At 67.3% G+C, this 24,403-nt stretch carries 21 protein-coding genes; 12 read left to right on the forward strand and 9 right to left on the reverse strand.

Going from position 1 to position 24,403, the window contains the following annotated elements:
• Nucleotides 1–18: 18 nt before the first annotated feature.
• The 3 genes from QXZ94_RS33430 to QXZ94_RS33440 form a co-directional block, all read right to left on the reverse strand.
• On the reverse strand, nucleotides 19–759 hold the full coding sequence (locus QXZ94_RS33430; RefSeq protein WP_172111081.1) for a response regulator: 741 nt from the start codon (nucleotides 757–759) through the stop codon (nucleotides 19–21).
• Nucleotides 760–979: 220 nt separating this feature from the next.
• Entirely contained in the window at nucleotides 980–2,617 is a 1,638-nt protein-coding gene (locus tag QXZ94_RS33435; protein ID WP_315725658.1) for a DUF4403 family protein, read from the reverse strand.
• Nucleotides 2,618–2,861: 244 nt separating this feature from the next.
• Nucleotides 2,862–3,557, reverse strand: coding sequence for a L,D-transpeptidase (locus QXZ94_RS33440; RefSeq protein WP_315725660.1), 696 nt, complete (start codon nucleotides 3,555–3,557; stop codon nucleotides 2,862–2,864).
• Nucleotides 3,558–3,617: 60 nt separating this feature from the next.
• On the opposite strand from QXZ94_RS33440, the gene QXZ94_RS33445 reads away from it, so the two are divergent.
• The 4 genes from QXZ94_RS33445 (at nucleotide 3,618) to QXZ94_RS33460 (ending at nucleotide 6,461) form a co-directional block, all read left to right on the forward strand.
• Nucleotides 3,618–3,848, forward strand: coding sequence for a hypothetical protein (locus QXZ94_RS33445; protein WP_315725662.1), 231 nt, complete (start codon nucleotides 3,618–3,620; stop codon nucleotides 3,846–3,848).
• 58 nt (nucleotides 3,849–3,906) lie between these two features.
• A complete protein-coding gene (locus QXZ94_RS33450) occupies nucleotides 3,907–4,962 on the forward strand; it encodes a glycosyltransferase family 1 protein (RefSeq protein WP_315725664.1) in 1,056 nt (351 codons plus the stop codon).
• Between the two features lie 45 nt (nucleotides 4,963–5,007).
• Entirely contained in the window at nucleotides 5,008–5,697 is a 690-nt protein-coding gene (locus QXZ94_RS33455) for a class I SAM-dependent methyltransferase (RefSeq protein WP_315725666.1), read from the forward strand.
• Nucleotides 5,698–5,828: 131 nt separating this feature from the next.
• Entirely contained in the window at nucleotides 5,829–6,461 is a 633-nt protein-coding gene (locus tag QXZ94_RS33460; protein WP_315725668.1) for a hypothetical protein, read from the forward strand.
• A 476-nt stretch (nucleotides 6,462–6,937) separates the two neighbouring features.
• On the opposite strand, the gene QXZ94_RS33465 is transcribed toward QXZ94_RS33460, so the two are convergent.
• Nucleotides 6,938–8,599, reverse strand: a complete 1,662-nt coding sequence (locus QXZ94_RS33465; protein ID WP_315726697.1) for an aminotransferase class III-fold pyridoxal phosphate-dependent enzyme — start codon at nucleotides 8,597–8,599, stop codon at nucleotides 6,938–6,940.
• 38 nt (nucleotides 8,600–8,637) lie between these two features.
• On the opposite strand from QXZ94_RS33465, the gene asd reads away from it, so the two are divergent.
• From asd to QXZ94_RS33495, 6 genes are all read left to right on the forward strand, one after another.
• The gene (gene asd, locus QXZ94_RS33470; protein ID WP_315725670.1) at nucleotides 8,638–9,513 is read left to right on the forward strand and encodes an archaetidylserine decarboxylase; all 876 of its coding nucleotides are present in this window, start codon (nucleotides 8,638–8,640) and stop codon (nucleotides 9,511–9,513) included.
• 108 nt (nucleotides 9,514–9,621) lie between these two features.
• Nucleotides 9,622–10,629 (forward strand): NUDIX hydrolase, encoded by a 1,008-nt coding sequence (locus QXZ94_RS33475; RefSeq protein ID WP_315725672.1) that lies wholly within the window; start codon nucleotides 9,622–9,624, stop codon nucleotides 10,627–10,629.
• A 141-nt stretch (nucleotides 10,630–10,770) separates the two neighbouring features.
• Complete coding sequence (locus tag QXZ94_RS33480; RefSeq protein ID WP_315725674.1) at nucleotides 10,771–11,280, forward strand: (2Fe-2S)-binding protein; 510 nt, start codon at nucleotides 10,771–10,773, stop codon at nucleotides 11,278–11,280.
• On the forward strand, nucleotides 11,277–12,293 hold the full coding sequence (locus tag QXZ94_RS33485) for a xanthine dehydrogenase family protein subunit M (protein ID WP_315725676.1): 1,017 nt from the start codon (nucleotides 11,277–11,279) through the stop codon (nucleotides 12,291–12,293). Before QXZ94_RS33480 ends, QXZ94_RS33485 begins: the two co-directional genes overlap by 4 nt.
• 4 nt (nucleotides 12,294–12,297) lie before the next feature.
• The gene (locus QXZ94_RS33490) at nucleotides 12,298–14,502 is read left to right on the forward strand and encodes a xanthine dehydrogenase family protein molybdopterin-binding subunit (RefSeq protein ID WP_315725678.1); all 2,205 of its coding nucleotides are present in this window, start codon (nucleotides 12,298–12,300) and stop codon (nucleotides 14,500–14,502) included.
• Nucleotides 14,503–14,980: 478 nt separating this feature from the next.
• Entirely contained in the window at nucleotides 14,981–15,874 is an 894-nt protein-coding gene (locus QXZ94_RS33495) for a DUF3313 domain-containing protein (protein WP_315725679.1), read from the forward strand.
• A gap of 172 nt (nucleotides 15,875–16,046) precedes the next feature.
• Here the strand turns inward: QXZ94_RS33495 and QXZ94_RS33500 are convergent, their stop codons facing one another.
• The 3 genes from QXZ94_RS33500 to QXZ94_RS33510 are packed head-to-tail and all read right to left on the reverse strand — an operon-like array spanning nucleotide 16,047 to nucleotide 20,800.
• Nucleotides 16,047–18,008: a MacB family efflux pump subunit gene (locus QXZ94_RS33500; protein ID WP_315725681.1), complete on the reverse strand. Its 1,962-nt coding sequence runs from the start codon at nucleotides 18,006–18,008 to the stop codon at nucleotides 16,047–16,049.
• Nucleotides 18,008–19,297, reverse strand: a complete 1,290-nt coding sequence (locus QXZ94_RS33505; protein ID WP_315725683.1) for an efflux RND transporter periplasmic adaptor subunit — start codon at nucleotides 19,295–19,297, stop codon at nucleotides 18,008–18,010. Before QXZ94_RS33505 ends, QXZ94_RS33500 begins: the two co-directional genes overlap by 1 nt.
• Before the next feature lie 27 nt (nucleotides 19,298–19,324).
• Nucleotides 19,325–20,800: an efflux transporter outer membrane subunit gene (locus QXZ94_RS33510; protein WP_315725685.1), complete on the reverse strand. Its 1,476-nt coding sequence runs from the start codon at nucleotides 20,798–20,800 to the stop codon at nucleotides 19,325–19,327.
• A gap of 229 nt (nucleotides 20,801–21,029) precedes the next feature.
• Between QXZ94_RS33510 and QXZ94_RS33515 the strand changes: the two genes are divergently transcribed.
• Both QXZ94_RS33515 and QXZ94_RS33520 read left to right on the forward strand, forming a co-directional pair.
• Nucleotides 21,030–21,797 carry a response regulator gene (locus QXZ94_RS33515; RefSeq protein ID WP_315725687.1) on the forward strand — a complete coding sequence of 256 codons (768 nt, stop codon included), beginning with the start codon at nucleotides 21,030–21,032 and terminating at the stop codon, nucleotides 21,795–21,797.
• Nucleotides 21,787–23,160 carry an ATP-binding protein gene (locus tag QXZ94_RS33520; protein ID WP_315725689.1) on the forward strand — a complete coding sequence of 458 codons (1,374 nt, stop codon included), beginning with the start codon at nucleotides 21,787–21,789 and terminating at the stop codon, nucleotides 23,158–23,160. Before QXZ94_RS33515 ends, QXZ94_RS33520 begins: the two co-directional genes overlap by 11 nt.
• Nucleotides 23,161–23,239: 79 nt before the next feature.
• On the opposite strand, the gene QXZ94_RS33525 is transcribed toward QXZ94_RS33520, so the two are convergent.
• Both QXZ94_RS33525 and QXZ94_RS33530 read right to left on the reverse strand, forming a co-directional pair.
• Nucleotides 23,240–24,019, reverse strand: a complete 780-nt coding sequence (locus QXZ94_RS33525) for a DUF2147 domain-containing protein (RefSeq protein WP_315725691.1) — start codon at nucleotides 24,017–24,019, stop codon at nucleotides 23,240–23,242.
• A gap of 224 nt (nucleotides 24,020–24,243) precedes the next feature.
• Complete coding sequence (locus QXZ94_RS33530; protein ID WP_315725693.1) at nucleotides 24,244–24,393, reverse strand: hypothetical protein; 150 nt, start codon at nucleotides 24,391–24,393, stop codon at nucleotides 24,244–24,246.
• Nucleotides 24,394–24,403 lie beyond the last annotated feature (10 nt).

The raw sequence follows: 24,403 nt of genomic DNA on the forward strand, positions 1-24,403 counted from the left end.
CTATCCGTGCCCGGCCGATCAATGGCTCTGCGGCGCGGTCACCACTTCGACGACGGGCGTGAACATGTAGCCGCCGGAGCGCACGGTCTTGATCATCGTCGCCTCCTGCGGATCGGGCTCGATCTTGCGGCGGATGCGGCTGACCAGGACGTCGATCGAGCGCTCGAACGAGCCGGCGCTGCGGCCCTGCGTCAGGTCGAGCAGGCTGTCGCGCGACAGCACCCGGCCCGGCCGTTCGCAGAAGGTGCGGAGCAGATCGAACTCGGCGCTGGTCATGGCGACGCGGGCGCCCTCGGGATTGCGCAGCTCGCGCAGGCGGAAGTCGATCTTCCAGCCGAGGAAGCTCAGCGCGGTCGCGCCTTCGGTGGCGCTCGCGGTCATCGCCGCCGCCTGCCGGCGCAGCACCGCATTGATGCGGGCGAGCAGCTCGCGCGGATTGAACGGCTTCGGCAGATAGTCGTCGGCGCCCATTTCGAGGCCGAGGATGCGGTCGACGTCCTCGCCGCGCGCGGTTAGCATGATGATCGGCACCTGCGATTCCGCGCGCAGCTTGCGGCACAAGGTCAGGCCGTCCTCGCCGGGCAGCATCACATCGAGGATCAAGAGGTCGATGCGATGATCCCCCATGATCCGGGTCATCTCGCGGCCGTCGGTCGCGGTCGTCACGTTGCAGGAATTGTTGCGCAGATATTTCGCGATCAGCGTTCGCGTCTCGCGGTCGTCCTCGACGACAAGGATGTGTGGTTGTGTCTGGGCCATACCGACAAGTGACCTAGAATCGCGGCGTTTTGCGAAGTTTTTTGTTACGGAATGTTTCATGGCGGCAGCGTCGGGCAAGGACTGGAAGCCGTCCAGAGCGGTGTTACGGCTTCCCGGTGGGCGCGTCGAGCCTGGTGCTGCCGGAGCGGTGCTACGGTAGTTCGGCTGCACCAGACTACCAAGCCATGCTGCAGTTTGCGCATGGATCGGACCAGCGGCGTCAAAGTCCCGGCAGTGAATTGACGCGAACCGACAGCGTGCCTTCCGCCGTCGCGATCACGCGCAGCGTGCTGGCGTCGAAGGCGATGTCGGTCAGGGCCAGATTGTTGACGTCGGTATCGACCCGGATGCCGTTCTCGTTCTTTTGCAGCTCGGCGATCGCGTTTGCGATCTTCTCCCGGACATTGTCGGCGAACGGCTTGAGATCGACCACCGATCGTTCCAGCAGGGCGCGTTGCAGATGCGGAACCGCGGCACGCGCGGCGGCGCCGAGCAGGCCGAAGGCGGCATCCGATTCGACGGCGAGCTGCAGGTCGGAGAGGCGCAGGATCTGCTGCGCCTGATCCACCATCGGGCGGCCCCAGATGTGCACGGTCGCGTCGGCGCCGAAGCCGAAGAAGCTTTCCTTCTCCTTGCCCTTGACCTGCAGCGAGATCAGCAGCCGGTTCCCCGAGGGGACGACGGTCGCATGCTTGACCGTCACCGCGACCGGGCCGGAGCCATCCTCCGGGAAGGTGCGTCCGGCGAGCTGCGAATCGACGAGCTTGTTGAGCTCGGTGAAGGGCACGTCGATCGGAACGGCGATGTTGATGCCGCCGGCCGTCGGCGGAATGATCGTGATCTTTTCGGGGAACGGGCACACCGGCTTGGTCTCCGCCGCGGTCACCCTGGTTTCCGCCTCGATCCCCATCGTGATGCTGGCGGCATTGGCATCGATCACGGGCTGCGCGGCGAGCGCCCGCGTCGGCTTCACCTCCAGCCAGACGGCCGGCAATCCCGGAGCGGTGCCCTGGAGCGGCACCGAACGGCAGGCGCGCGCCCATTGCGCCTGGGCGTTGCGCCTGATCGTCGGGTCCTTGCGGATCCGCTCGCTGAGCGCGTTGAGCTGGTCATTGACGGTCTTGTCGATCACCGGCTTCATCTGAGCGGGCACGTTGACCCGGGCGCCGGCGACCGTGAGCGCGGTGTCGCCGAGACTGACCTGGGCCGAGAAGTTCGGCTCGACGTACCAGGATGCGGCCAGGCGCGGCCGCATCGCGATCAGGACATTGCCCTTGATGTCGGCGGTGGCATTCAGGTTCTTGATGTTGATGCCGCCGATCTGCTTGGCCGCATCGGAGCCGAGCAGGCCGCCGATGGCGTCGCCGAGCGCGCCGGTCGCCTTCGCCGACAGCGCGCCGGTGACGTTGAGCCGGCCCGACAGCGGCGTGGCCAGCGACAGCGTGTCCTGGCTGCCGGTCGCGGCGATGGCGCCGCGCGTGACGGTCCAGCCGATGTCGGCGTTCTGCAGCACTTGGGCGACGGGATTGTCGGCCTTGCCGGAGAAGTTGCGCGGCGTGGCCTTTTCGGCGGCGTCACGAACCGCGGCGAGCGAGATCGAGACCGGCGCCATGATGATCGAGTTGCGCGTCGCCGGCGGCAGTGGCGGCAGCGCGGCGAGCTGTGGGGCCGGCGTGCTCCCCGAGAACAGAAACACTTCCGCGACGATGATGCCAATCAGCACGATGGCGGCGAGGCCCGCGGCGCCGATTAGGATCAACCGCAGCCGCGGCGGCGAGCGCGGCGGCCGCCGCTGCGTTTTCGGAGCGAGCGGATGAGGCCTGCTCTGCCAATCCGGTCGCGGCGTCGGAAGGTTCATGTCGGATCCACGGACTCCAGCTGCCACGACGCCGGTTGAAGCCGGTAGCGGGCGAGATCGCGGTTAATGCGAGATTGCCGAGCTTACAGGGCCGGAGGGAGGCGCGCCAGGGCGGCCAATGCAGCAGGCAGCCATCAATCAGCCGCGATGGTGAATGGAGCAGGGCGCGCGCAAAGAAGTGACCGCCGGGGCTGTGCCGCGGCGGTCCAGTCAGGGAGGATCGGGAAATGGGAAGGTGAAAGGCTCAGCGCGTGACGCGGCCGAGATCGGCGCGGCGCTCCATCGGCAGCACGATCACCTTGGCGCCGACATTGACGCGCGAATACAGGTCGATGACGTCCTGATTGGTCAGGCGGATGCAGCCCGACGACACATGCGTGCCGATCGTCTCGGGCGCGTTGGTGCCGTGGATGCGATAGACCGTGCCGCCGAGATACATCGCGCGGGCGCCGAGCGGATTGCCGGGGCCGCCGGCCATGTGACGCGGCAGATAGGGCTGGCGGGCGATCATCTCCGGCGGCGGCGTCCAGTCCGGCCATTCGGCCTTCTTCGTGACCGATTGCACGCCGGACCAGGTGAAGCCGTCGCGGCCGACACCGATGCCGTAGCGCATGGCCTGGCCGTTGCCGAGCACGTAGTACAAGTACTTGTTAGGCGTGTCGATCACGATCGTGCCCGGTGCTTCACGGGTCGTGTAGCTCACGACCTGGCGGCGCAACCGCGCCGGCAACTCATAGGCGCTGGCCTCGTCCTCGCGCGGATTGATCGTCTGCGGCGCCAACCCGGGCGGCTCGTAGCTCGCGACCGGCGGCAGCAGGAACGGGAACGGCAGCGGTGCCGGGGGCGCGGCCTTCGCCGGGGCTGCGGCCGCGAAGACGCAGGCGACGAGCGCGCCGAGAAGAAATTTGGATTGCGAACGGACTGTGCCTGACGCGAACATGGACGTCCCCTGTTTGAATGCTCTCGCCGCCATCGTCTCCGCCGGCGGATCTGAAATCAGTTGCCTGTCATCATGCTTGGCGCTTCGAGCGGCGCCTCGATGCTGCAACTCATAGGGGAGAAAAGTTTCGGTGCGTTTGCGCGCCCGGTGCAAAACGGTTTCGTGGCTTTAACCGATTGTTTCATGACGGTTTCGCGACAGACCCGTGCCGGGTTCGGCGATCAGACGCTGCGAAAATGGCGGATGACGGCAAAAACAGCCTTCGACAGTTCGATGACGTCACACGCCTGAAATAACAATGTCGGAATTTGCGGCCGTTCAGAATCGCTGCAACTTTCCGGATCGCCTTATGCGGATCTTAATCGCAACCGACGCCTGGCACCCGCAGGTCAATGGCGTGGTGCGCACCTTGACATCGCTGTCGCGCGCAGCCGCAGGCCTCGGCGCCGACATCACCTTCCTGACGCCGGAAGGCTTTCCGTCCTTCGCCGTGCCGACCTATCCGGGGCTGCGGCTCGCGGTGACCAATGGCCGCGAGATCGCCCGCCGGATCGAGGCGGCGGCGCCGGATGCGATTCATATCGCCACCGAAGGCACCATCGGCTGGGCGGTGCGCCGCTACTGCCTGCGTCATGGCTTGCCATTCACGACATCCTACACGACGCGCTTTCCGGAGTACGTCTCCGTGCGCACCGGCATTCCCGATGCCGTAGGCTATTGGGTGATGCGCCGCTTCCACGACGCCGCCGCGATGACCATGGTCGCGACGAATTCGCTGAAGCAGGACCTCGCGTCGCGCGGCTTCAAGCGGCTCGGCTTCTGGACACGGGGCGTCGATACCAAGCTGTTCAATCCGGACGCGCCGGCCGCGCTGGATCTGCCGCGTCCGGTGTTCATGACCGTCGGCCGCGTCGCCGTCGAGAAGAATCTGGAAGCCTTCCTGTCGCTCGACCTGCCGGGGTCGAAGGTGGTGATCGGCAATGGCCCGCAGAAGGCGGAGCTGGAGCGTCGCTTTCCGGCGGCGCATTTTCTGGGCGAGAAGACCGGCCCGGATCTGACCGCGCACATGGCGGCCGCCGACGTCTTCGTGTTTCCGAGCCTGACCGATACGTTCGGCGTCGTGCAGCTGGAATCGCTCGCCTGCGGGACGCCGGTTGCGGCCTTCCCCGTGACCGGTCCGCTCGACGTCATTGCCGATCATCCGATCGGCGCGATCGACTGGGATCTGCGCGCGGCGTGCATGAAGGCGCTGACGATGTCGCGGGAAACCTGCCGCGCGTTTGCGCTCGACCGCTCCTGGGAGAACAGCGCGCGCCAGTTCATCGGCAATCTTGCGGTGCTGCAGCCGTCGCGCGTCGTGCGTCCGACGCCGGTGCTGGCCGGGCAGAGCGCAGTGCGCGGTTGAACCTTGCGTCACCCCCATCCATTCCAAACGTAGTGAGATGTTACGATGGCAGAAACGATGAAGCTCGACGGTGCGCGGGAGCTCGACTTCGACCGCGAGCAGGTCGAGCAGGCCTATGACCGCTGGGCGCCGGTCTACGACCTCGTGTTCGGCGGCGTGTTCGAGAAAGGCCGCAAGGCTGCGATCTCAGCCACCAACAAGCTCGGCGGCCGCGTGCTCGAGGTCGGCGTCGGCACCGGCATCTCGCTGCCGCTCTATGCACCGCATGTGCGCGTGTTCGGCACCGACATCTCCGAGGCGATGCTCGGCAAGGCGATGCGCCGCGTCGCCGACCAGCGGCTGAAGAATGTCGAGGGGCTCGCGGTCATGGATGCCGAGAATCTCGATTTCCCTGATGATTCCTTCGACGTGGTGATGGCGCAATATGTCGTCACTGCCGTGCCGAACCCGGAGGTCGCGCTCGACGAGTTCGCCCGCGTGCTGCGTCCGGGCGGCGAGCTGATCATCCTCACCCGCGTCAGTGCCGATGACGGCATGCGCCGGGTGATCGAGCAGGCCTTGCAGCCGGTGGTGCGCCGCCTCGGCTTCCGCACGGCCGAGTTCGGCTGGTCGCGCTACATGCGCTGGCTCGCGGGCGCGCAGCGCATGGAGCTGATCGAGCGCCGGCTGATCCCGCCGCTCGGCCATTTCTCGCTGGTCCGCTTCCGAAAGATGGAGCCCGCCGCCGCGGCCTGATGCCGCGGCGAGGTTTCCGGCAGTCTCTCAAGTTCCGCCTTCGTGTGTCCGGTGATGTGACAAGTCGATGTTGTCACATCGCCTACATCGAATCCCCGTACACGCCTTGCAACTCAGTCCTCGGAGCAACCATGATCAAGCACTTCCTGGAGCAGCTGCGCATCCAGCGCTGGGACGACCATCGCTACTATCACCACAGCCGCATCAATCAGAGCCTGCACTTCGTCAGCGCGGTCAGCTTCATGATCGCCTATGTGATGATGGTGTTCGATCCCTTGATCTCGGCGCTGATCGGCTGGCTGGTGTCGATGACCTCGCGCCAGGCGGGGCACTTCTTCTTCGAGCCGAAGGGCTACGACCACGTCAACCAGGCGACGCACGAGCACAAGGAGGAGATCAAGGTCGGCTACAATCTGCAGCGCAAGGTCGTGCTGATGTCGATCTGGGCCGCCGCGCCGGTCGTCCTCTATCTGCAGCCGTCGTTCTTCGGTTTCCTCACGCCCTGGACGTCGGCGACGGATTTCGCCCGCGAGACCGCCAAGCTGTGGCTCGTGATCGGCATCGGCGGCCTGCTGTTCCGCACCATCCACCTGTTCTTCATCCGCGACGTCGAGACCGGCCTCGTCTGGATGACGAAGATCATCACCGACCCGTTCAACGACTTCATGCTGTACCGCAAGGCCCCGATCGCACTGCTGCGCGGCGAGCTGATCGATCCCGGTCTGGATCTGATGGGCGAAGGCCTCGAGGAGCAGCACGCCTGAGCTGGTCTGAAGTCTGAAATGTCGCGGTGCCCGGGCTGGTCCCGGGCATCGGTGTTTGTGGGGGATTGTGCAGTGGAATCGAGCGAGCGCGCAGCCACGCGGCCCATCTCACCCTCCCCTGGAGGGGGAGGGTCGACGCGTGCGAAGCGCGCGTCGGGGTGGGGTGATCTCACCGCAGGCACTGAACTGCGTGGAGGGATCACCCCACCCCGCCTTACGTGCCGCTGCGCGCCCCGTAAGGCGACCCTCCCCCTCCAGGGGAGGGTTATCGCATATGGCGATCGATGTTTTGCGCCCATCTCCCTCCGCGTCGTCATGGCCGGGCTTGTCCCGGCCATCCACGTCGTCCAGCATGCTGAGAACGACGTGGATGCCCGGGACGGAGCCCGGGCATGACGATGTGGAGACGGTTTCGCGACACACTCAGATTGACCATATGCGATAGCCCTGCCCTCCAGGGGAGGGTGGCCGTTACCTCAGCGCCCAACCATGGCGCCGAGCATTTCCTTCAGGATCCGGCGCTTGATCGCCTTGTTGGTCAGCGTGCCGTCGTTCCACCACCAGCCGTCCTGCCGCATCTTTTCGGCTGCGGCGACGAAGCGCTTCGTCACCTCCGCGAAATCGGCGTCGGTGTAGTTCAGGCTGAAGATGAAGCGGCCGGTGCCGACCCAGCTCAGGGCGAGGCCCTCGGCGCGCAGATAATATTGCAGCATCCAATTGTAGCGCGACGGCACGGTGTACTCGACCAGCCAGATCGACTGCATGTTGGACACCCGCACCGGCAGGTCCTTGGCGGCGAGCTCCGCATTGAGCTGCGCGGCACGGCCGTTCCAGGTGTCGTCGAGGCCGTCATAGATGGCGCGGAAGTTCGGGCTGTCGAGCCGGCTCAGGAACTCGTCCATCGCCGTCATCACGTAAGGGTGCGAATTGAAGGTGCCGCGCGCGAAGCAGATGTCGGCCGGGCGGTCGTCGCGGAAGCGGCGCATCAGCTCCTTCTTGCCGCAGACCACGCCGATCGGCAGGCCGCCGCCGAGGCTCTTGCCGTAGGTCACCATGTCGGCGGTGATGCCGAAGTATTCCTGGGCGCCGCCCGGCGCGAGGCGGAAGCCGAGGAAGACCTCGTCGAACAAGAGCACGATCCCGCTGGTGGTGCAGACCTCGCGCAGCTGCTTCAACCAGGCGGTGTAGGCTGCGCGGTCGTAGTTGCCCTTGCGGGAGGAATCGACCAGCGCCGAATCGCCCGGCGCATTGCCGTTCGGATGCAGCGCCTGCAGCGGGTTGACCAGCACGCAGGCGATGTCGCGCCGCGTGCGCAGCACGTGCAAGGTCCGCTCGGACATCTCGGCCAAAGTGTAGGTCTCGTGCGGCGCGATCGGATTGCCGACGCCGGGCTGCACGTCGCCCCACCAGCCGTGATAGGCGCCGGCGAAGCGCACCAGATGGCTGCGGCCGGTGTGGTAGCGGGCGAGCCGCACCGCCTGCATGACCGCCTCGGTGCCGGACATGTGAAACGAGACCTCGTCCATGCCGGACAGCTCGGTCAGCCGCTTCACGTTGTCGGCGACGACCGGATGATACAGGCCGAGCACCGGGCCGAGCGCCTGCGCGCGCCGCTCGGCAGCGGCGATGCACTCCTTGTAGAAGTCGTAGCCGAAGATGTTGACGCCGTAGGAGCCGGTGAGGTCGTAGAACTGGTTGCCGTCGAGATCGGTGATGGTCACGCCGGACGACGACTGCATGAACGAGCCGGCGCCGAGCTGCTCCTTGACCAGCTTGCTGTACTGGAACGGCACCCGGTAGGCCTGCGTGAACTGCAGATCGGAGATGCGGCTCGCGGCCTCCGCCGTCAGCGCGCGGCTCTTGGCGAACTTCTCCTGAAACAGCGCGCCGAGCCGGAAGAAGCCGTCCTGGCGCCGGGTCGCGACGTCAGGCGGGGCGCCGTCGGAGCGGAAGAACTCGTCGATGTCGAACTCGTAGCGCGGGATCAGCTTGGAGATCCGGCGGGACATCTTGGAATGGCCGGCCAGCGAGCGGTGCTTGGCGCGCGACAGTTCGATGCGGGCCTTGACCTTCGGGGCGACGGCTGCCGTCACGGCAGCGCCAACGGCGAGCGATACATAAGGAATCGAGGTTTCCATCATGTCCAAAAGCGCTAACCCCACCTGCTGACAGATTCATGACAGTCAAAAACCTGATCGCCTCCGTCACCCAACAGGAAGACCTCAACTTCCTGCTCACCAACCGCGTGCCGCGGGCGGCGCTGACCCGCTTCATGGGCTGGTTCTCCAAGCTCGAGAATCCGCTCATCCGCGATGCCTCGATCGCGCTGTGGAAGCTGTTCTCCGATCTCGACCTGTCCGAGGCCAAGGAGAGCCACTTCAAGAGCCTGCATGCCTGCTTCACGCGCGAGCTGAAGCCGGGCTTGAGGCCGTTCGATCCCGATCCCGCGGTTGTGACCACGCCGTCCGACGGGATCATCGGCGCGCACGGCAGGATCCGCGACGGCGAGATGTATCAGATCAAGGGGGCACCTTATTCTCTGAAGGAACTGGTCGCCGATCCCGCCGTGGTCGAGACCCATCGCAACGGCAGCTTCGTGACGATCCGGCTGACGTCGAGCATGTATCACCGCTTCCATGCGCCGGCCGACATGACGCTCGAGCATGTCAGCCTGATCCATGGCGACGTCTGGAACGTCAATCCGATTGCGCTGAAGCGCGTCGAGCGGCTGTTCTGTAAGAACGAGCGCGCGGTGATCCGCACCCATCTTGCGACAGGCGAGCCATTCACCATCGTCCCGGTCGCCGCGATCCTGGTCGCGAGCATCCGCCTGCATGCGCTCGACCGCGTATTGAACGCGCAGACCGAACGGCCGCTCGCCTACAGCTGTAACGATCATGTGCGCAAGGGCGACGAGCTCGGCTGGTTCGAGCACGGCTCGACCATCATCCTGCTCGCGCCCGGCGACTTCACGTTCTGTCCCGAGATCACGGAGGGCGCGCGCATCCGCGCCGGCCAGCCACTGTGGCGCAGGCGCGTCGCCGCCGGCTGAATGTGACATCGGCACCATCGGCATCTCGATTTCGCCGTTGCGCGTGCCCATGTCATGGCGTTGAACTGGCGAATCAACGGGCTGCAACCCCGTGGTGTGGGAGAGCTGATGGCGAGAGCGCCGATCATGGCGGCAGGCGGCATCGTGCTGCGGCGGGAGCAACCGCCGCGGATCGCGGTCGTGCGCCTGCGCAAGCGCGACGAATGGGTGCTGCCGAAGGGCAAGCTCGACGACGGCGAGACGCCGCGCGATGCGGCCAAGCGCGAGGTGCTGGAGGAGACCGGTCACAAGGTGACGGTGCATGAATTCCTCGGCACGCTGGTCCACGACACCGGCACGCGCTCCAAGGTCGTGCACTACTGGCGGATGGAAGCGACCGGCACGCAGACGCAGCCGTTGATGGACGACGTCCGCGCCGTCGACTGGCTGACGCTCGATGCCGCGGTCGAGCGGCTGTCGCGCGATCACGAGAGGACGTTCCTGGAAACGGTCGGGCCCTATGCGTTGGCCGGCCTGATCCGCAAGGCCAAGGCCAAGCCGGCGCTGGAGCCCAAGGCGGCAGTCGAAAAGGCAGCGATCGAAACGGCCGCAGACCACAAGCCGGTCATCGAAGAAGCACCCGTCGAAAAGGCCAGGGCCGAAAAGTCCGCAGCGTCCAAGCGCCGCCGTAGCCGCGTGGCGCAGCCGGTGTCGTCGGAGCCGCCGGCGGTGCTGCCTGCTACGGTCGACTCGCCGGCGGCGATCCCGGAGATCGCAGGCGAGCCCGCGCTCGATGCAACGTCCCAGCTGGATCGCTCGGAGTCCGGTGCTTCCGAGGTGCCCGCGCCGGTGTCGGAGGCGGAGCCCGTGGTCGCGCCGCCAACGGAGCGCGTGCCGGCTGATCTCGAACGCATCGAGGCCGTGGCGGCCGCGATCAAATCCCTCGTCCCCGCGCCCTCGGAGCCGGCCGCCGAGGGCAGCCGTCAGAGCGAGGCCACGCCGCATTCCGACGCGCCGCATCCCGATTTGGAGGCCGAGCTGCAGGACGGCGCCACAGCCGCCACCGACGCGCCGGATGGCGGTGGCCGGCGCAGTCTGGCGCAGAAGATGCGGGCCTGGCTCGGCCGCGCCGCCTGAGCCTTATTTGACATCGATGGATACGGGCAGGCGGCGGGCCTCCCACGCAACTTGGCAGTGGCCGCTGTCCGCCGCCCGAAAATTGCTGAGAACCAATCGCGCCATCGCGGGTTGATGCGGGTCCGTCAACGGAGACCCCGCATGAGCCCGTCGCGCGAGAGTGCCGCATCCCTGAGCAGACCTGACCCGCTGTCCGTCACGCTGCAGATCAATGGCGAAAGCCGCACCCTGTCGGTGGCGCCCTGGACCACGCTGCTCGACCTCCTGCGCAATCATCTCGATCTCACCGGCACCAAGAAGGGCTGCGATCACGGTCAATGCGGCGCCTGCACGGTGCTGATCGATGGCCGCCGCGCGCTCTCGTGCCTGACGCTGGCGGTGATGAAGGACGGCGCGGAGATCACCACCATCGAGGGCCTGGCCAAGGGCGACGAGCTGCATCCGCTGCAGCAGGCCTTCATCGATCACGATGCCTTTCAATGCGGCTATTGCACGCCGGGCCAGATCTGCTCGGCCGCCGGCCTGATCGCCGAGGGAAGGGCGAAGACGAGAGAGGAGATCCGCGAGCTGATGAGCGGCAACATCTGCCGTTGCGGCGCCTATCAGAACATCGTCGGCGCGATCGAGCAGGCGATGGGAGGCGGCCGATGAACAATTTTGACTACGCGCGCGCGACCGATGTCGCCGAGGCTGTGAAGCTGAAGACGGCGACGCCCGACGCGAAATTCATCGCCGGCGGCACCAACCTGATCGACCTGATGAAGTATCACGTCGAGCAGCCGCGCCGGCTGATCGACATCAGCCGCCTGCCGCTGACCGCCGTGGAGGAAACCAGCGCAGGCGGCGTGAGGATCGGCGCGCTCGTGCCGAACAGCACGCTGGCCTATCACCCGCTCATCGAGAGCCGCTACCCGTTGCTGGCCAGCGCCATCCTCGCCGGCGCCTCGGCGCAGCTGCGCAACATGGCCTCGACCGGCGGCAACCTGCTGCAGCGGACGCGCTGCGCCTACTTCTATGACGTCGCGACGCCCTGCAACAAGCGGGCGCCCGGCGCGGGCTGCTCTGCGGCCGGCGGCCTCAACCGCAATCATGCGATTCTCGGCGCCAGCGCCGATTGCATCGCGACGCATCCTTCTGACATGTGCGTGGCGCTGGCCGCGCTGAATGCGACCGTGCAGGTGACGGGTGCGCAGGGCGAGCGCGCGATTGCCTTTGCCGATTTCCATCGCCTGCCCGGCGATCGTCCCGATCTCGACAACACGCTGCGGGCCGACGAGATCATCCTGGCCGTCGAGCTGCCGCCGCAAGGCTTCGGGGCCCATCACAGCTATCTCAAGATCCGCGATCGTCTGTCTTACGCCTTTGCGCTCGTCTCGGTCGCGGCTGCGCTGGAGCTCGATGGCGGCCGCATCGGCGAGGCGCGTATGGCGCTCGGCGGAGTCGCGCACAAGCCGTGGCGCAACGAGGCCGCAGAAAACGCGCTGCGCGGGCAGGCCCCCGGGCACGAGGCGTTCGGCCGCGCCGCGGACATCCTGCTCAAGGATGCCAGCGGCTTCGCCCACAACGCTTTCAAGATCCCGCTCGCGCGCCGCGCCATCATCCGCACGCTGGCGCAGGCCGCTGATGGCACGCCGCAGGTTCAATCCACCAAGTCCATCCGGTGATCTCATGACAGCTCACATCGGCACTGCCACCTCCCGCGTCGACGGTCGCGCCAAGGTCACCGGCGCCGCCAAATATGCGGCCGAGTTCGCCGCGCCGGATCTCGCCTTCGGCGTCGTTGTCAGCGCCACCATTCCGAAAGGTCGGATCGTCAGCATCGACGCCAGTCGCGCGCGTGCGGTCGCGGGCGTCATCGACGTGCTCACTCATGCCAACCGGGTCCGAATGGCGGACAAGGATGAGGCCTATCGCGACGAGGTCGCGCCCGAGGACGGCGCCCCGTATCGGCCGCTCTACGACGACAGGGTGCATTTCAATTTCCAGCCGGTGGCGCTCGTCGTCGCCGAGGACGAGGACACGGCACGTTTCGCCGCGACGCTCGTCGACATCAGGTATCACACGGAGGAGTTCGCGACGGATCTCCATGCCCGGCGCGAGCAGGCCTACAAGGTTGACAAGCCGGTGAAACCGCGCGGCGACGCGACGAAGGCGCTCGCCGGCGCGCCCGTGCGCCACGATGCCGATTATGGCGTGCCGATCGAGTACCATAATCCGATGGAGCTCTACGGCTCCACCGTGCTGTGGCGCGAGGGCGGCAAGCTCGTGGTCTACGACAAGACCCAGGGCGTGCAGAACGTGCAGCGCTATGTCTGCGGCGTGTTCGAGCTGAAGGAGGGCGATGTCCAGGTCATGTCGCCGTTCGTCGGCGGCGCCTTCGGCTCCGGGCTGCGCCCGCAATATCAGGTGGTGCTGGCCGCGATGGCGGCGCTCAAGCTGAAGCGGGCGGTGCGCGTGGTGCTCAGCCGCGCCCAGATGTACGGCCTGTGCTATCGCCCGGCGACGATCGAGCGTTTGGCGCTCGGGGCCCGCGAGGACGGCACGCTGGCCGCGCTGACGCACGAGGCGATCGCGATGACCTCGCAGCACGAGGCGTTCTCGCGCAACGACATCGGCTGGGGCGAGGTGCTCTACGCGTCGGCCAATTCGCGCGCGACGCATCGGCTGGCCAAGCTCGACGTGCCGACGCCCGGCGACATGCGCGCCCCCGGCGCGGCCAGCGGTGTCTATGGGCTGGAATGCGCGATGGACGAGCTTGCCGTCGCGCTCAAGATGGATCCGTTGGAACTGCGGCTGCGCTGCTATTCGGATCGCGATCAGGACAAGGACCTGCCGTTCTCGAGCAAGCGGTTGAAGGAGTGCTATCAGCAGGGCGCCGATGCGTTCGGCTGGTCGAAGCGCAGTCCCGAGCCTCGCTCGATGCGGGACGGCCGCGAACTCGTCGGCTGGGGCATGGCGAGCGGTGCCTGGGAAGCGATGCAGATGCCGTTCGCCACCCGCATCGTGATGACGGCCAATGGTCACGTGGAGGTCGCGAGCGCGACCTCCGACATCGGCACCGGCACCTACACCATCATGGCGCAGGTCGCCGCCGAGATGCTCGGCGTGCCGATCGACAGCATCACCGTGAAGCTCGGCGATTCGACCTTGCCGAAGGCGCCGGTCGAGGGCGGCTCGTGGACGGCCGCCTCGATCTCGCACGCCATCGTCAATGCGGCCGACGACATTCGCGCCGAGTTGTTGACGATTGCGCAGACCATGCTGGATTCCCCGCTGCAGGGGCTGACGGCCGATGAGGTGACGTTGGCCGATGGCGCCATCGTCGCGATCGCCGATCGCGGCCGCTCGGTGGCGATGTCGGACGTCATGCGCCACGGCGGCAAGGACCGCATCGAGAAGGAGCGCGGCTCGGATTTCGAGGACGACGACAAGCACGCCCACAACACCCACTCGGCTGTTTTCGCCGAAGTGAAGATTGATGAGGAGCTCGGCGTCATCAGGGTGACACGCATCGTCAGCGCCGTCGCCGCTGGCCGCATCCTCAACACCAAGACCGCATCGAGCCAGATCATGGGCGGCGTGGTCATGGGCATCGGCATGGCCCTGCACGAGGAGGCGCAGATCGATCACCGCTTCGGCCGCATCATGAACGCCAACATCGCCGAGTATCACATGCCGGTGAACGCCGACATTCACGACATCCAGGTGATCTTCGTCGACGAGGAGGATCGCATCATCAACAAGATGGGCATCAAGGGCGTCGGCGAGATCGGCATCGTCGGCGTACCCGCCGCGATTGCGAATGCGGTCTATCACGCCACCGGCAAGCGCGTGCGCGACCTGCCGATCACGCTGGACAAGCTGCCGGGGTGAGGAGCATCGCGCGAGTTCGCGCATATGTTTCCACGTCGTCATGGCCGGCTTGTCCCGCCGGCGCGGCCGAAAGCCGCTTCGGCGCGGCGAAGGCCCGGCCATCCACGTCGTCCTGCGCACTCGGAACCACGTGGATGCCCGGGTCAAGCCCGGGCATGACGGAGTGAGTAACAAATCGGCCTATCTGCAGACAATTTCGTAGTCCAACACCGGCGATGGGTGCCGATGGAACAGGGGTCTCGGGCCTTTGGCGGCACCTGGCTGGCGGACTGTCCTGGCGGTTGCGGGCATCGCCGCAATCACCAGCGGATTCTGAAACCCTCGATCGTAACCCGACCAATCCTGCCGCACTCTCTCCTTGGTTCGCGGTGTGCGGTGACATCTCTCCACCATTCCGCCCCATGCTGTCCGGATTGTCGGGAGACAAGCATGCGGCGCCGAAGCCGGCGCACATCGGTCAGCGTGAGGCGATCCGGGCATGGTCGACATCGAGCGTTTGGTCAGGTCGCGCAGGTCTCTGTCGCTTTCGCATCTTGCTGGACTGTGCGCGGCGCTCGGTCTCACCGGATGCGCCTCGGCGCCGATCACCCAGAGCGGCGCGCTGAAGTCCTATCAATCCTTGGCGGAGTCGAACGGCGTGCTCGCCAAGTCGGTGCTCAACGTCAACAAGGACAACGTGCTGGCGGCTTCGACGGTGCGCATCATGCCGACGACGTTCGCAGGCGATGTCGGCTCGGTGCTCAGCGAACCGCAGCAAAGATTGGTGACGAATGCCGTCGATCGCGCGCTGTGCCTCAATTTGAGTGAGCGCTTCACCGTGGTGGCGCCGAACGAGCGCGCCGATCTCACGACGCGCACCTTCATCACGCAGGCGGCCGCGACCGACCCGGTCGCGGCCGGCGCCTCGAAGGTCGTCTCCGCCGTGCCCGGCGCACTCGGCGTTCCCGTGCCGGTGCCGCGTCTGCCGATCGGGCTCGGCAGTCTCACCCTCGAAGCCGAGGCCGTCGACCGCAGGGGGCGACAGCAGGCCGCGATGGTGTGGGCGCGGGGAGCCAACTCGTTCACCAACTCGCCGGTGATCTCGCAGGCCGGCGACGCCTACGACCTCGCCGGCTCGTTCAGCGCCGATTTCGGTCAGCTGCTGGTGACCGGCGAGACGCCGTTCGGCAAGCCGCCTAAGATCCCCTCGATCGAGCGCATCGGCGCCGCGCTCGGCGGCAAGCCGAAGAACGCCGCCTGCGAGGCGTATGGGAGAGATCCAGGCCTCATCGGCATGGTCGCCAACCGCCTCGGCGCCCCGCCGGAATGGGTCGACAAGGGCGCGGTGACGCAGGACGCGCAGGCCAGCACGCAGATGGCGGCGAAGCGGTAGGCAGTCGCGGAAGTAGATCGTCAGAAGTTGTCGGAGCTAACAGAGGACAGAGCAGCATTGTCCCCGAGCGACGCTGCGCTCCCTCTCCCCGTGAAGAACGGGGAGAGGGAGCGCACTGCCGCTGCTGCGCGCACTTGCCCCGCGCTGCTATTCAGTATCCATGCCCTACGAACTACTCCCTTGCCAGCGCCGTGGCCGGATCGAGCCGGGAGGCGCCGCGGGCCGGCATGTAGCCGAATCCGATGCCGATGGCCATCGAGATCACGGCCGAGCCGACCATCGCGAGCGGCGAGTAGATCAATTGGAAACCGAGATCGAGCGCGTTGAAGATGGTGCCGAAGCCGACGGCGAGCGAGAGCCCCAGCGCGCCGCCGAGCAGGCAGACCAGCACGGCCTCGATCAGGAACTGCATCAGGATGTCGCTGCGCCGGGCGCCCACCGCCATGCGCACGCCGATCTCGCCGACGCGCTCGGACACCGACACCAGCATGATGTTCATGACGCCGATGCCGCCGACCAGCAGCGAGATCACGGCGATGGCCGCGACCAGCAGCGTCAGCACCCACGTCGTGCTCTCGACGGTCTTGCGGATGTCGTCGGTGTTGAGGACGAAGAAGTCCTTGGCGTTGTGCCGCGCCGTCAGGAGGGCCGTCGCGGCGCGCTCGGCCTCCGCCATCGGCGTTGTCTCGTCGACGCGGACGCTGATGCTGCGCAGGACCTGGTTGCCGATGAAGCGGGCCTGCACGGTGGTGTAGGGCAGATAGACGATCGGCGTCGAGCTGGAGCCGAACCCGGCCTGCTGCTGCTTGGTGACGCCGACGATCCGGCACGGCACCTTGCCGATCAGGATCACGCTGCCGAGCGGGCTGATGTCGGCGTCGGGGAACAGCGCCTTGCGCGCATTGTCGTCGATCACGGCATCCTGGGCATAGGACCTGACGGTGTCGGCATCGAGATAGCTGCCCTCGGCGAGCTCGGTGTTCTTGACGCGGAAATACTGCTCGCCGACGCCCGACACCTGGGCGCTGACCTCGATGGCGCCGTAGCGCAGCGTGCTGGTGGTCGAGACCGTCGGCGAGATTGCGTCGACATAGGGCTGCTGCGCCATCACCCTGGCGTCCGCCAGCACCAGCGTCCTGATCTTGCTCGACTTGGTGTCGCCGAAATCCTTGCCGGGAAAGAACTCCAGCGTGTTGGTGCCGAGCCGGTTGATGTCCTTGAGCACCCGCGCCTGCGAGCCGCTGCCGAGCGCCAGCACCAGAACGACCGAGGCGACGCCGATGATGATGCCGAGCATCGTGAGGAAGGCGCGCAGCCGGTGCGCATTCATCGCCAGCAGCGCCATCCGGGTCGCCTCGCGGAAGCGATCGAGATGAGCGTGCCACCATGCGCGGGTTTGTTGCTGGGGCATCGCGGGCGCGTCCCCAACCGCGCCACTGGGCGCACGCGCATTGAGCCGGTCGGACAGCACGCGCCCGTCCTCGATCTCGATGATCCGCCGGGCGCGCTGCGCCACCCCTGCATCATGGGTGACGATGATCACGGTGCGGCCCGACGCGCTGATCTCCTCGAGGATGCGGAGCACCTCCTCGCCGCTGGCGCGGTCGAGCGCGCCGGTCGGCTCGTCCGCGAGGATCACGTCCGGATCGTTGACGAGGGCGCGCGCGATCGACACCCGCTGCTGCTGGCCGCCGGACAACTGTCCGGGCCGGTGATCGGTGCGGCTGCCCATGCCGAGACGCTGCAGCAGCGCCGCGGCCTTGCTGCGGCGTGCGGCCGGGCCGAGGCCGGCATAGACGGCTGGAACTTCGGCGTTCTCGGCCGCCGTCAACTCGCCGAGCAGATGATAGCGCTGGAAGATGAAGCCGAAATGCTCGCGCCTCAGCGCTGCGAGCTCGTCGGGATCGAGCGAGCCCATCTCCCGGCCCGCAATCCGGTAGCTGCCGGATGTCGGACGGTCCAGGCAGCCGAGAATGTTCATCAGCGTCGATTTCCCGGACCCGGACTGGCCGATGATCGCAACCATCTCGCCGCGGGCAATCTGAAGGTCGACGCCGCGCAGCGCATGAACGGTGCCCTCGCCGGATGCATAGCGCCGGCCGACGTTCTGCAGGTCGATCAGCACCTCGGCCATCACATGCCTCCGGCCGAGGGCGGCGGCATCACGGTCTGCTTCGGTCCCTGGTCCGGGGCGGTGATGACCACGCGCTCGCCGGCGCGCAGGCCGGACGTCACCTCGGCCCTGATCTTGTTGTTCAGGCCGATGCGCACCGTCCGCCGGTCGAGCGCGCCCGCGCCGTCGAGCACGCGGATCGTATGGCTGCCGTCGGGATTGGGGTTGCCGAGCGCCGACGCGGGGATCGTCAGCACGTTGCGGGCCTCGCCGAGCAGGATATGGACCTCGGCGGTCATGTAGGTCATCAGCCGTCCGTCGGGATTGGCGACGTTGAAGACGCCATTGTAGTAGATCGCCGAGGAGGTGGAGCTCGACGACGAGCTGCTGCTGCTCGATGTCGTGGTCGAGGTCGAGGAGAAGCTCGAATCGCTCTTGATCGATTCCGGCGCCGGCTCGATGGTTCCGAGCTTGGCCTCGTAGCGATGATCGGGATCGCCGAGAATGGTGAAGTAGATGTTCTGACCCGGCTTCACCCTGACGACGTCGGCCTCGGAGATCTCGACTCGCACGGTCATCGTGTGGACCTGGCCGAGCACGACGATGGTCGGCGCCGATTGCACCGCGTTCACGGTCTGGCCCTGCTGGGTGGCGATCGACAGCACGGTGCCGTCGATCGGCGCGGTGATCCTTGTGTAGCCGAGGTTCACGCGTGCCGTCTCGATCGCGACCTCGGCCTCGACGATCTGCGCGTCGAGCTGCGCGATCTGCGCCTGGGTCTGCTTCACGGTGGCTTCGGCGCTGTCATAGTCGGCGCGCGACGAAGCCTTCTGCGCCAGCGTCGCCTGTTGCCTGGCGAGATTGGCTTCCGCGAGCGCCAGGGTGGCGAGCTTCTCCTCGCGCTGGGCGCGCACATTGCGCAAGGATGCCTCGTTGGTGCGGAGCGTATTCTGCTGCGTGAGCGAGTCGATCTCGCCGATCAGGTCTCCCGCCTTGACCTCCTGGCCAAGCCGGACGTTGAGCGCGACGAGACGGCCGGAGGCCTGGGCGCCGACGGCAACCAGCTTGACCGGCTTCAACGTGCCGGTCGCGAGCACGGTCTGCTCGATGTCGCCGATCGTGACCGGCGCGGTGACGAGATCAGCGTTCGGGTTGCGCTTGAGCTTCATCACTGCGGCGCCGCCGGCGGCCAGCGCGACCAGCAGTCCGATGATGAACAGCGTCCGGCGGCGCTGTCGCTTGGGCGGCTGCGGCGGGACCGGGGTGTCGGTCTCGATCGGGCGGCGAATCGGGGAGAGCGGCGCATTCATGGCATCACTTCGGGTTCACGCGAGGAGTCACTTCGGCGCGATGGCTTGCGCCAGATGCGGACCGGTGTTGTCGTCGACGACGATGGGCGCGGAGCTGTCCAAGGCGCCGGTCCAGCCGCCGCCGAGCGCCTTGGCCAGCGCCACGTAGTTCTTCGCCAGCGTGGCGCGGCTGGCGAGCAGGCTGTCCTCGGCGGTGAATTGCGAGCGCTCGGCGTCGAGCACGTCAAGGAAGGTGCTGGATCCGGTCTGGTACAGCGCGCGCGACAGCTTGGCGGCCTCGCCATAGCGGCGCGCCGATTCCGACAGGCTGCGGATGCGGATGCGCTCCTGGGCGAGACTGACGATGGCGTTCTCGACATCCTCGAGCGCGGTCAGCACCGCGCTCTGCCAGGCGACGTGATACTCGTCGCGCTGGGCCTGCGCGATCTCGACCGCCGCCTGCAGCTTGCCGCCGTTGAAGATCGGCAGCGACACGCTCGGGCCGATCGACCAGCCGATGGTCGAGCTCTTGCCGAGATCGCCGAGCTTGAGCGCCGTGGTCGAGACCGAGCCCGTGAGGCTGACGTTCGGATAGAGCGCGGCCGTGGCTTGTCCGATCTTGGCGGTATATTGCGCGAGCTGCCGCTCGGCCTTGCGCACATCGGGCCGCATCACCAGCACGTCGGCCGGAATGCCCTTCGGCAGCGGCAGCCGCGGCGAGGGGATCGCCGTGGCGCGCGCCAGCCGCAGGCTGAGCGCGGTCGGGTCGCGGCCGAGCAGCACGCCGAGCCGGTGCACCGCCTGCTGATAGCTGCTCTCATAGGTCGGGATGGTCGCTTCCGTGCTGGCGGCGAGCGCGCTCGCCTTGGCGGTATCGACGGCCGAGGCCGAGCCGGCGTTCTGCTTGCGCTCGGTCAGCGCGGCGGTCTCGCGCTGCGAGGCGGCGGTGCGCCTGGCCAGCGCCACCCGGGCCTGATAGGCCCGCGCGTCGATGTAGTTGGAGGCGACATCGCCGATCAAGGTGAGCAAGGTCGCGCGCAGATCGTCCTCGGCGGCGTCGATGCCGTAGCCGGCGGCTTCGACGGCGCGGCGATTGGCACCGAACAAATCGAGCTCCCAGCTGGAGTCGAAGCCGGCCTGGAACTGGCTGTATGTCGTTGGGGCGATCGCGATGCCGCTCGCGGAGGTGCCCGCGCTGCGGGTCTCGGTCGCCGAGCCCGTGCCGCTCACGCTCGGAAACAGCGCGCCTACCGCCTGGCGCTGCGTGGCGCGCGCCTCGCGGATGCGCGCCTTGGCAGCCGCGACGTCGAGATTGCCGCCGACGGCCTCGCCGACCAGCTGATCGAGCAGGGCGTCGCCGAAGCCGCGCCACCAATGCGCGAGCCGCAGCGTCTGCGCCGGCTGGTGGCGGTCGCTGCTCCAGCTCTGCGGCGTGCCGAAATCCGGCTTGACGTAGTCCGGGCCGACGGCGCAACCGGTGAGCAGCGGGGTGGCGAGGCAGAAGGCAAGCAGGATGGGCTTCACGGGATTGATGCGATCGCGGTTCGGAAGCGGGCCGTGCCGGCCGATTGGCCACGCCGCAGGACTTCCCTGTTGATGTCGTCTGATGGCAGGGACGGTAGGCGGGATGCCGATTGCGCAGGATTAAGTCGCGTGAAGAAATGTTTCCGCCTTAACAATACAGCTTGATTTCGCCACGATCCGACGCGGCTTCGGGCTGTTCATTTCGGCCAAAATCGACCATGTTCCGCGCATGATGTCGTCACACAATACCGCCGTGGCAGCAGACGCGAACATACCGGCAGCCGCGCGCATCCTCTGCGTCGAGGACGATCGCGAGATCGCGGCACTGCTCACCGAGCTGCTGCAGGAGCACGGCTTCGCGCCGCGCTTCGTCGCCTCGGCGGCGGCGATGAACGACGTCCTGCAGCGCGAGCAGGTCGATCTCATCATGCTCGACCTGATGCTGCCGGACGAGGACGGCATGAGCATCTGCCGCCGCCTGCGCCAGATCTCGACCGTGCCGATCATCATGGTGACGGCGAAGGGCGAGGACATCGACCGCATCCTCGGCCTCGAGCTCGGCGCCGACGACTACGTCGTCAAGCCGTTCAATCCGCGCGAGCTGGTGGCGCGCATCCGCGCGCTGCTGCGCCGCTCGCAGCTGCATCCCGCCGTCATCGCCGCGCGGCAGGCGGCGATGAGCTTCGACGGCTGGCGCATCGAGCCGGCGACGCGCACGCTGTTCGATCCCGACCGCGTCAAGATCACCCTGACCAGCGCCGAGTTCGACATCCTGCTGACGTTCTGCCGCAATGCCGGCCGCGTGCTGTCGCGCGAGCAACTGATCGAGCAGGCGCATGGCGGCCAGGCCGGACCGGTCGAGCGCAGCATCGACGTCCATATCAGCCGCATCCGCCAGAAGATCGAGCCGGGCGCCAGGAGCTGGAGCATGATCAAGACCGTGCGCCTCGGCGGCTATGTCTTCACGCCAAAGGTCGAGACCATCGATGAAGCCTGACAGCAAGACGTGCCCGCGGCTCGGCCTCACCACCCAGATCGTGACCTTGGCGTCGCTGTCGTTGCTGTTCGGCATGGTCGTGATGATCGCCGCAGCGCTGCTGTTTCTCGATCCGCCGGACGAGCAGGAATCCCCGGCCTACGGCATCGCCCGCGTCGCCGAGGCCGTGCATTTCGTGCGCGCCGCGAACGACCCCGTGGCTGTCGAGAGCAGCCTGTCGAGCCTGCGCAGCTCCGGCATCCAGGTCGAGCTGGTGCCGCTGACCGCGCTCACGCTGCTGGCCAAGCCGGTGCGCAACGTGCCCTTGACCTCGAAGCTCGCCCGCCGTCAGCTCGCCGTGTTGCGCGACATCACCATGCTGCACGGCGTCGGCTATGGCGCGGCGCCGCCGACCCAGATCATCGTCCAGGTCGACGGCGAGCGCGCGCTGGTGTTCGACGACGTGCCCCGGCTGGACCTCTGGCCGATGGTGGTCAAGCCGACGATGGTGTTCCTGTTCCTGATCCTGATCCTCGGCGTGCTGCTGTCGATCTATGCAGCGCGGGCGATCATCCGGCCACTCTCGGAGATGGCGCGCGCAGCGGCCGCGTTCGGCCGCTCGCCGGGCGCGCAGGAACCGCTCGGCCGGCGCGGTCCGAAGGAGATCGTGCAGGTCGCCGACGCACTGAACGACATGCAGGCGCGCATCCGCGCGCTGCTCGACGACCGCACGCGGATGCTGGCCGCGATCAGCCACGACCTGCGCACGCCGCTGACGCGGCTGCGGCTGCGCTCGGAGCGCATCGGGCAGGCCGACATGCGCAGCGCGATGCTGCGCGACATCGATCAGGTCAGCCGCATGCTCGACGAGACGCTCGACTATCTGCGCGACGACACCAAGGCGGAGCAGCCGGCGCGGATCGAGCTGTCGAGCCTGCTCGAGACCATCTGCTGCGACTTCGCCGATGTCGGCCACGCCGTCAGCTTCGAAGGGCCGCAGCGCCTGGTCTGCGAGGGCCGGCCGCGAGCGCTGTCGCGCGCCGTCACCAACGTGGTCGAGAATGCGGTCAAGCACGGCAGCGAGGTCATCGTCAGCCTGTCGGCGGTGGCCGACGGCATGATCGCCATCGAGATCGCCGATGACGGCCCGGGCATTCCCCAGGCGCTGCAGGCGCGGGCGCTGGAGCCGTTCGTCAAGCTCGACCAGGCCCGCTCCGCCGGCGGCTTCGGCTTGGGCCTGTCGATCGCGCAGGAGATCATGAAGAAGCACGACGGCGGCATCGCCTTGATGCCGAACACGCCGCGCGGCCTGCGGGTCCGCCTGTCGCTGCCGCTGCGTGCGATGGTGCCGGCGGCTGCGGCGATCCCGGCCAAGGTGGCGTGAGCCGCGCGCCGATCGAGAAGGGCCCCGCCGGTGCTTGATCCCGGCAGGGCCCCGGCGTCGCTGACGTCGAGGGACGGCGTCAGCTCACGCGTTTCCAGGTCTGGCCGCCGCAGAACAGGCCGCCGAAGGCGCAACCCTGGACCCGCAGCGTGTTCGGGTTCTTGAGCACCACGGTCGAGTCGTAGTTGCCGCCGCCGTCGGGATCATGGATGCGGCCGACCCATTTGCTGTCCTTCGGCTTCATGTTGATCAGGATCTTCTCGCGCGTCTTCTCGGCATAGCCGCAGATGTTGGGACCGCACGGCTCGATCACGACATTGCCTTTGCCGCCCTCGGTGGCCCACAGGCCGAGCGGCGAGTTCGGGTCCGCGGCCGGTGCGGGCTGAGCGGCCGGTGCGGCGGCGACGGTGGTCGGCACGGGCGCAGGGGCCGGCGCCGCGGCGACTGGCGGCGGCGCTGCCACCGTCGCGGTCGAGGTGACGGGCGCCGGCGGCACCGGCATCTGCACCGTTGCGGAAGGCGCGACCGGAGCAGGGGCGGCCGGCGCCGGCGGCGCGACGGCCGGCGCCGTTGCGACGGAGGCTGGCGCGTTGACGACGGGGGAAGACGCCACCGGGGCTGTCGCCGCCGGCGCTGCTGCGGCGGGGGCCGATGTCGCCGGCGCATCGTCATCGTCGAGCTTGGATTTCAACCCGCTGAGATCGATGCCGGACACCTGCAGGCAGGACAGCGACTGGCAGTTGCGCGGTACGGTGACGCGGATCTTGCGGCCGTCGAAATCGAACGCGATCGAGCTGCCGGCCTGCGCGGCGCTGCTGGCGATCAGAATGGCGGCTGCGGCCAGAAACACGGTCTTCATGGATGGAGCTCCCTCGGGCGGCGTCGTGAACCTGAGGGAACTCTTAAGGGGGCTGGAACCCACCGGTCTGTGATGCAGGTCACCGTCGCGTCTGCGCCGATCGGGCGACGCGGCCGGTCACGCGCGCGTCGAGCGCTGCGGCTTCTAGACCAGCCCGATCACGATTGCGCCAACGAAGGCAAACGCAGCATACGCGACCATCGTGCTCAACCGACCAGCAGGGGTCATGACACGGCTCCCGTTCTCAGCGTTTTTCGGACTGCGGCGGAGATTAACATGTCCGCATCGGCAGAAAAGACAGCGCCGCTGCCGCTTGCGCCGGTTTCGATCAGCTCGCGAGCCGCGATGGTTTCCGCACCGTCAACGGACGGCATTGACAGCTCC

The organism is Bradyrhizobium sp. SZCCHNS2022 (genome assembly GCF_032377575.1).
GTDB lineage: Bacteria > Pseudomonadota > Alphaproteobacteria > Rhizobiales > Xanthobacteraceae > Bradyrhizobium > Bradyrhizobium aeschynomenes.

Coding starts and splice junctions, on each gene's coding strand:
- QXZ94_RS33430 (WP_172111081.1), bottom strand. CDS start 759: ATGGCCCAGACACAACCACACATCCTTGTCGTCGAGGACGACCGCGAG.
- QXZ94_RS33435 (WP_315725658.1), bottom strand. CDS start 2,617: ATGAACCTTCCGACGCCGCGACCGGATTGGCAGAGCAGGCCTCATCCG.
- QXZ94_RS33440 (WP_315725660.1), bottom strand. CDS start 3,557: ATGTTCGCGTCAGGCACAGTCCGTTCGCAATCCAAATTTCTTCTCGGC.
- QXZ94_RS33450 (WP_315725664.1), top strand. CDS start 3,907: ATGCGGATCTTAATCGCAACCGACGCCTGGCACCCGCAGGTCAATGGC.
- QXZ94_RS33455 (WP_315725666.1), top strand. CDS start 5,008: ATGGCAGAAACGATGAAGCTCGACGGTGCGCGGGAGCTCGACTTCGAC.
- QXZ94_RS33460 (WP_315725668.1), top strand. CDS start 5,829: ATGATCAAGCACTTCCTGGAGCAGCTGCGCATCCAGCGCTGGGACGAC.
- QXZ94_RS33465 (WP_315726697.1), bottom strand. CDS start 8,599: ATGGAAACCTCGATTCCTTATGTATCGCTCGCCGTTGGCGCTGCCGTG.
- asd (WP_315725670.1), top strand. CDS start 8,638: ATGACAGTCAAAAACCTGATCGCCTCCGTCACCCAACAGGAAGACCTC.
- QXZ94_RS33475 (WP_315725672.1), top strand. CDS start 9,622: ATGGCGAGAGCGCCGATCATGGCGGCAGGCGGCATCGTGCTGCGGCGG.
- QXZ94_RS33480 (WP_315725674.1), top strand. CDS start 10,771: ATGAGCCCGTCGCGCGAGAGTGCCGCATCCCTGAGCAGACCTGACCCG.
- QXZ94_RS33485 (WP_315725676.1), top strand. CDS start 11,277: ATGAACAATTTTGACTACGCGCGCGCGACCGATGTCGCCGAGGCTGTG.
- QXZ94_RS33490 (WP_315725678.1), top strand. CDS start 12,298: ATGACAGCTCACATCGGCACTGCCACCTCCCGCGTCGACGGTCGCGCC.
- QXZ94_RS33495 (WP_315725679.1), top strand. CDS start 14,981: ATGGTCGACATCGAGCGTTTGGTCAGGTCGCGCAGGTCTCTGTCGCTT.
- QXZ94_RS33500 (WP_315725681.1), bottom strand. CDS start 18,008: ATGGCCGAGGTGCTGATCGACCTGCAGAACGTCGGCCGGCGCTATGCA.
- QXZ94_RS33505 (WP_315725683.1), bottom strand. CDS start 19,297: ATGAATGCGCCGCTCTCCCCGATTCGCCGCCCGATCGAGACCGACACC.
- QXZ94_RS33515 (WP_315725687.1), top strand. CDS start 21,030: ATGATGTCGTCACACAATACCGCCGTGGCAGCAGACGCGAACATACCG.
- QXZ94_RS33520 (WP_315725689.1), top strand. CDS start 21,787: ATGAAGCCTGACAGCAAGACGTGCCCGCGGCTCGGCCTCACCACCCAG.
- QXZ94_RS33525 (WP_315725691.1), bottom strand. CDS start 24,019: ATGAAGACCGTGTTTCTGGCCGCAGCCGCCATTCTGATCGCCAGCAGC.
- QXZ94_RS33530 (WP_315725693.1), bottom strand. CDS start 24,393: ATGCCGTCCGTTGACGGTGCGGAAACCATCGCGGCTCGCGAGCTGATC.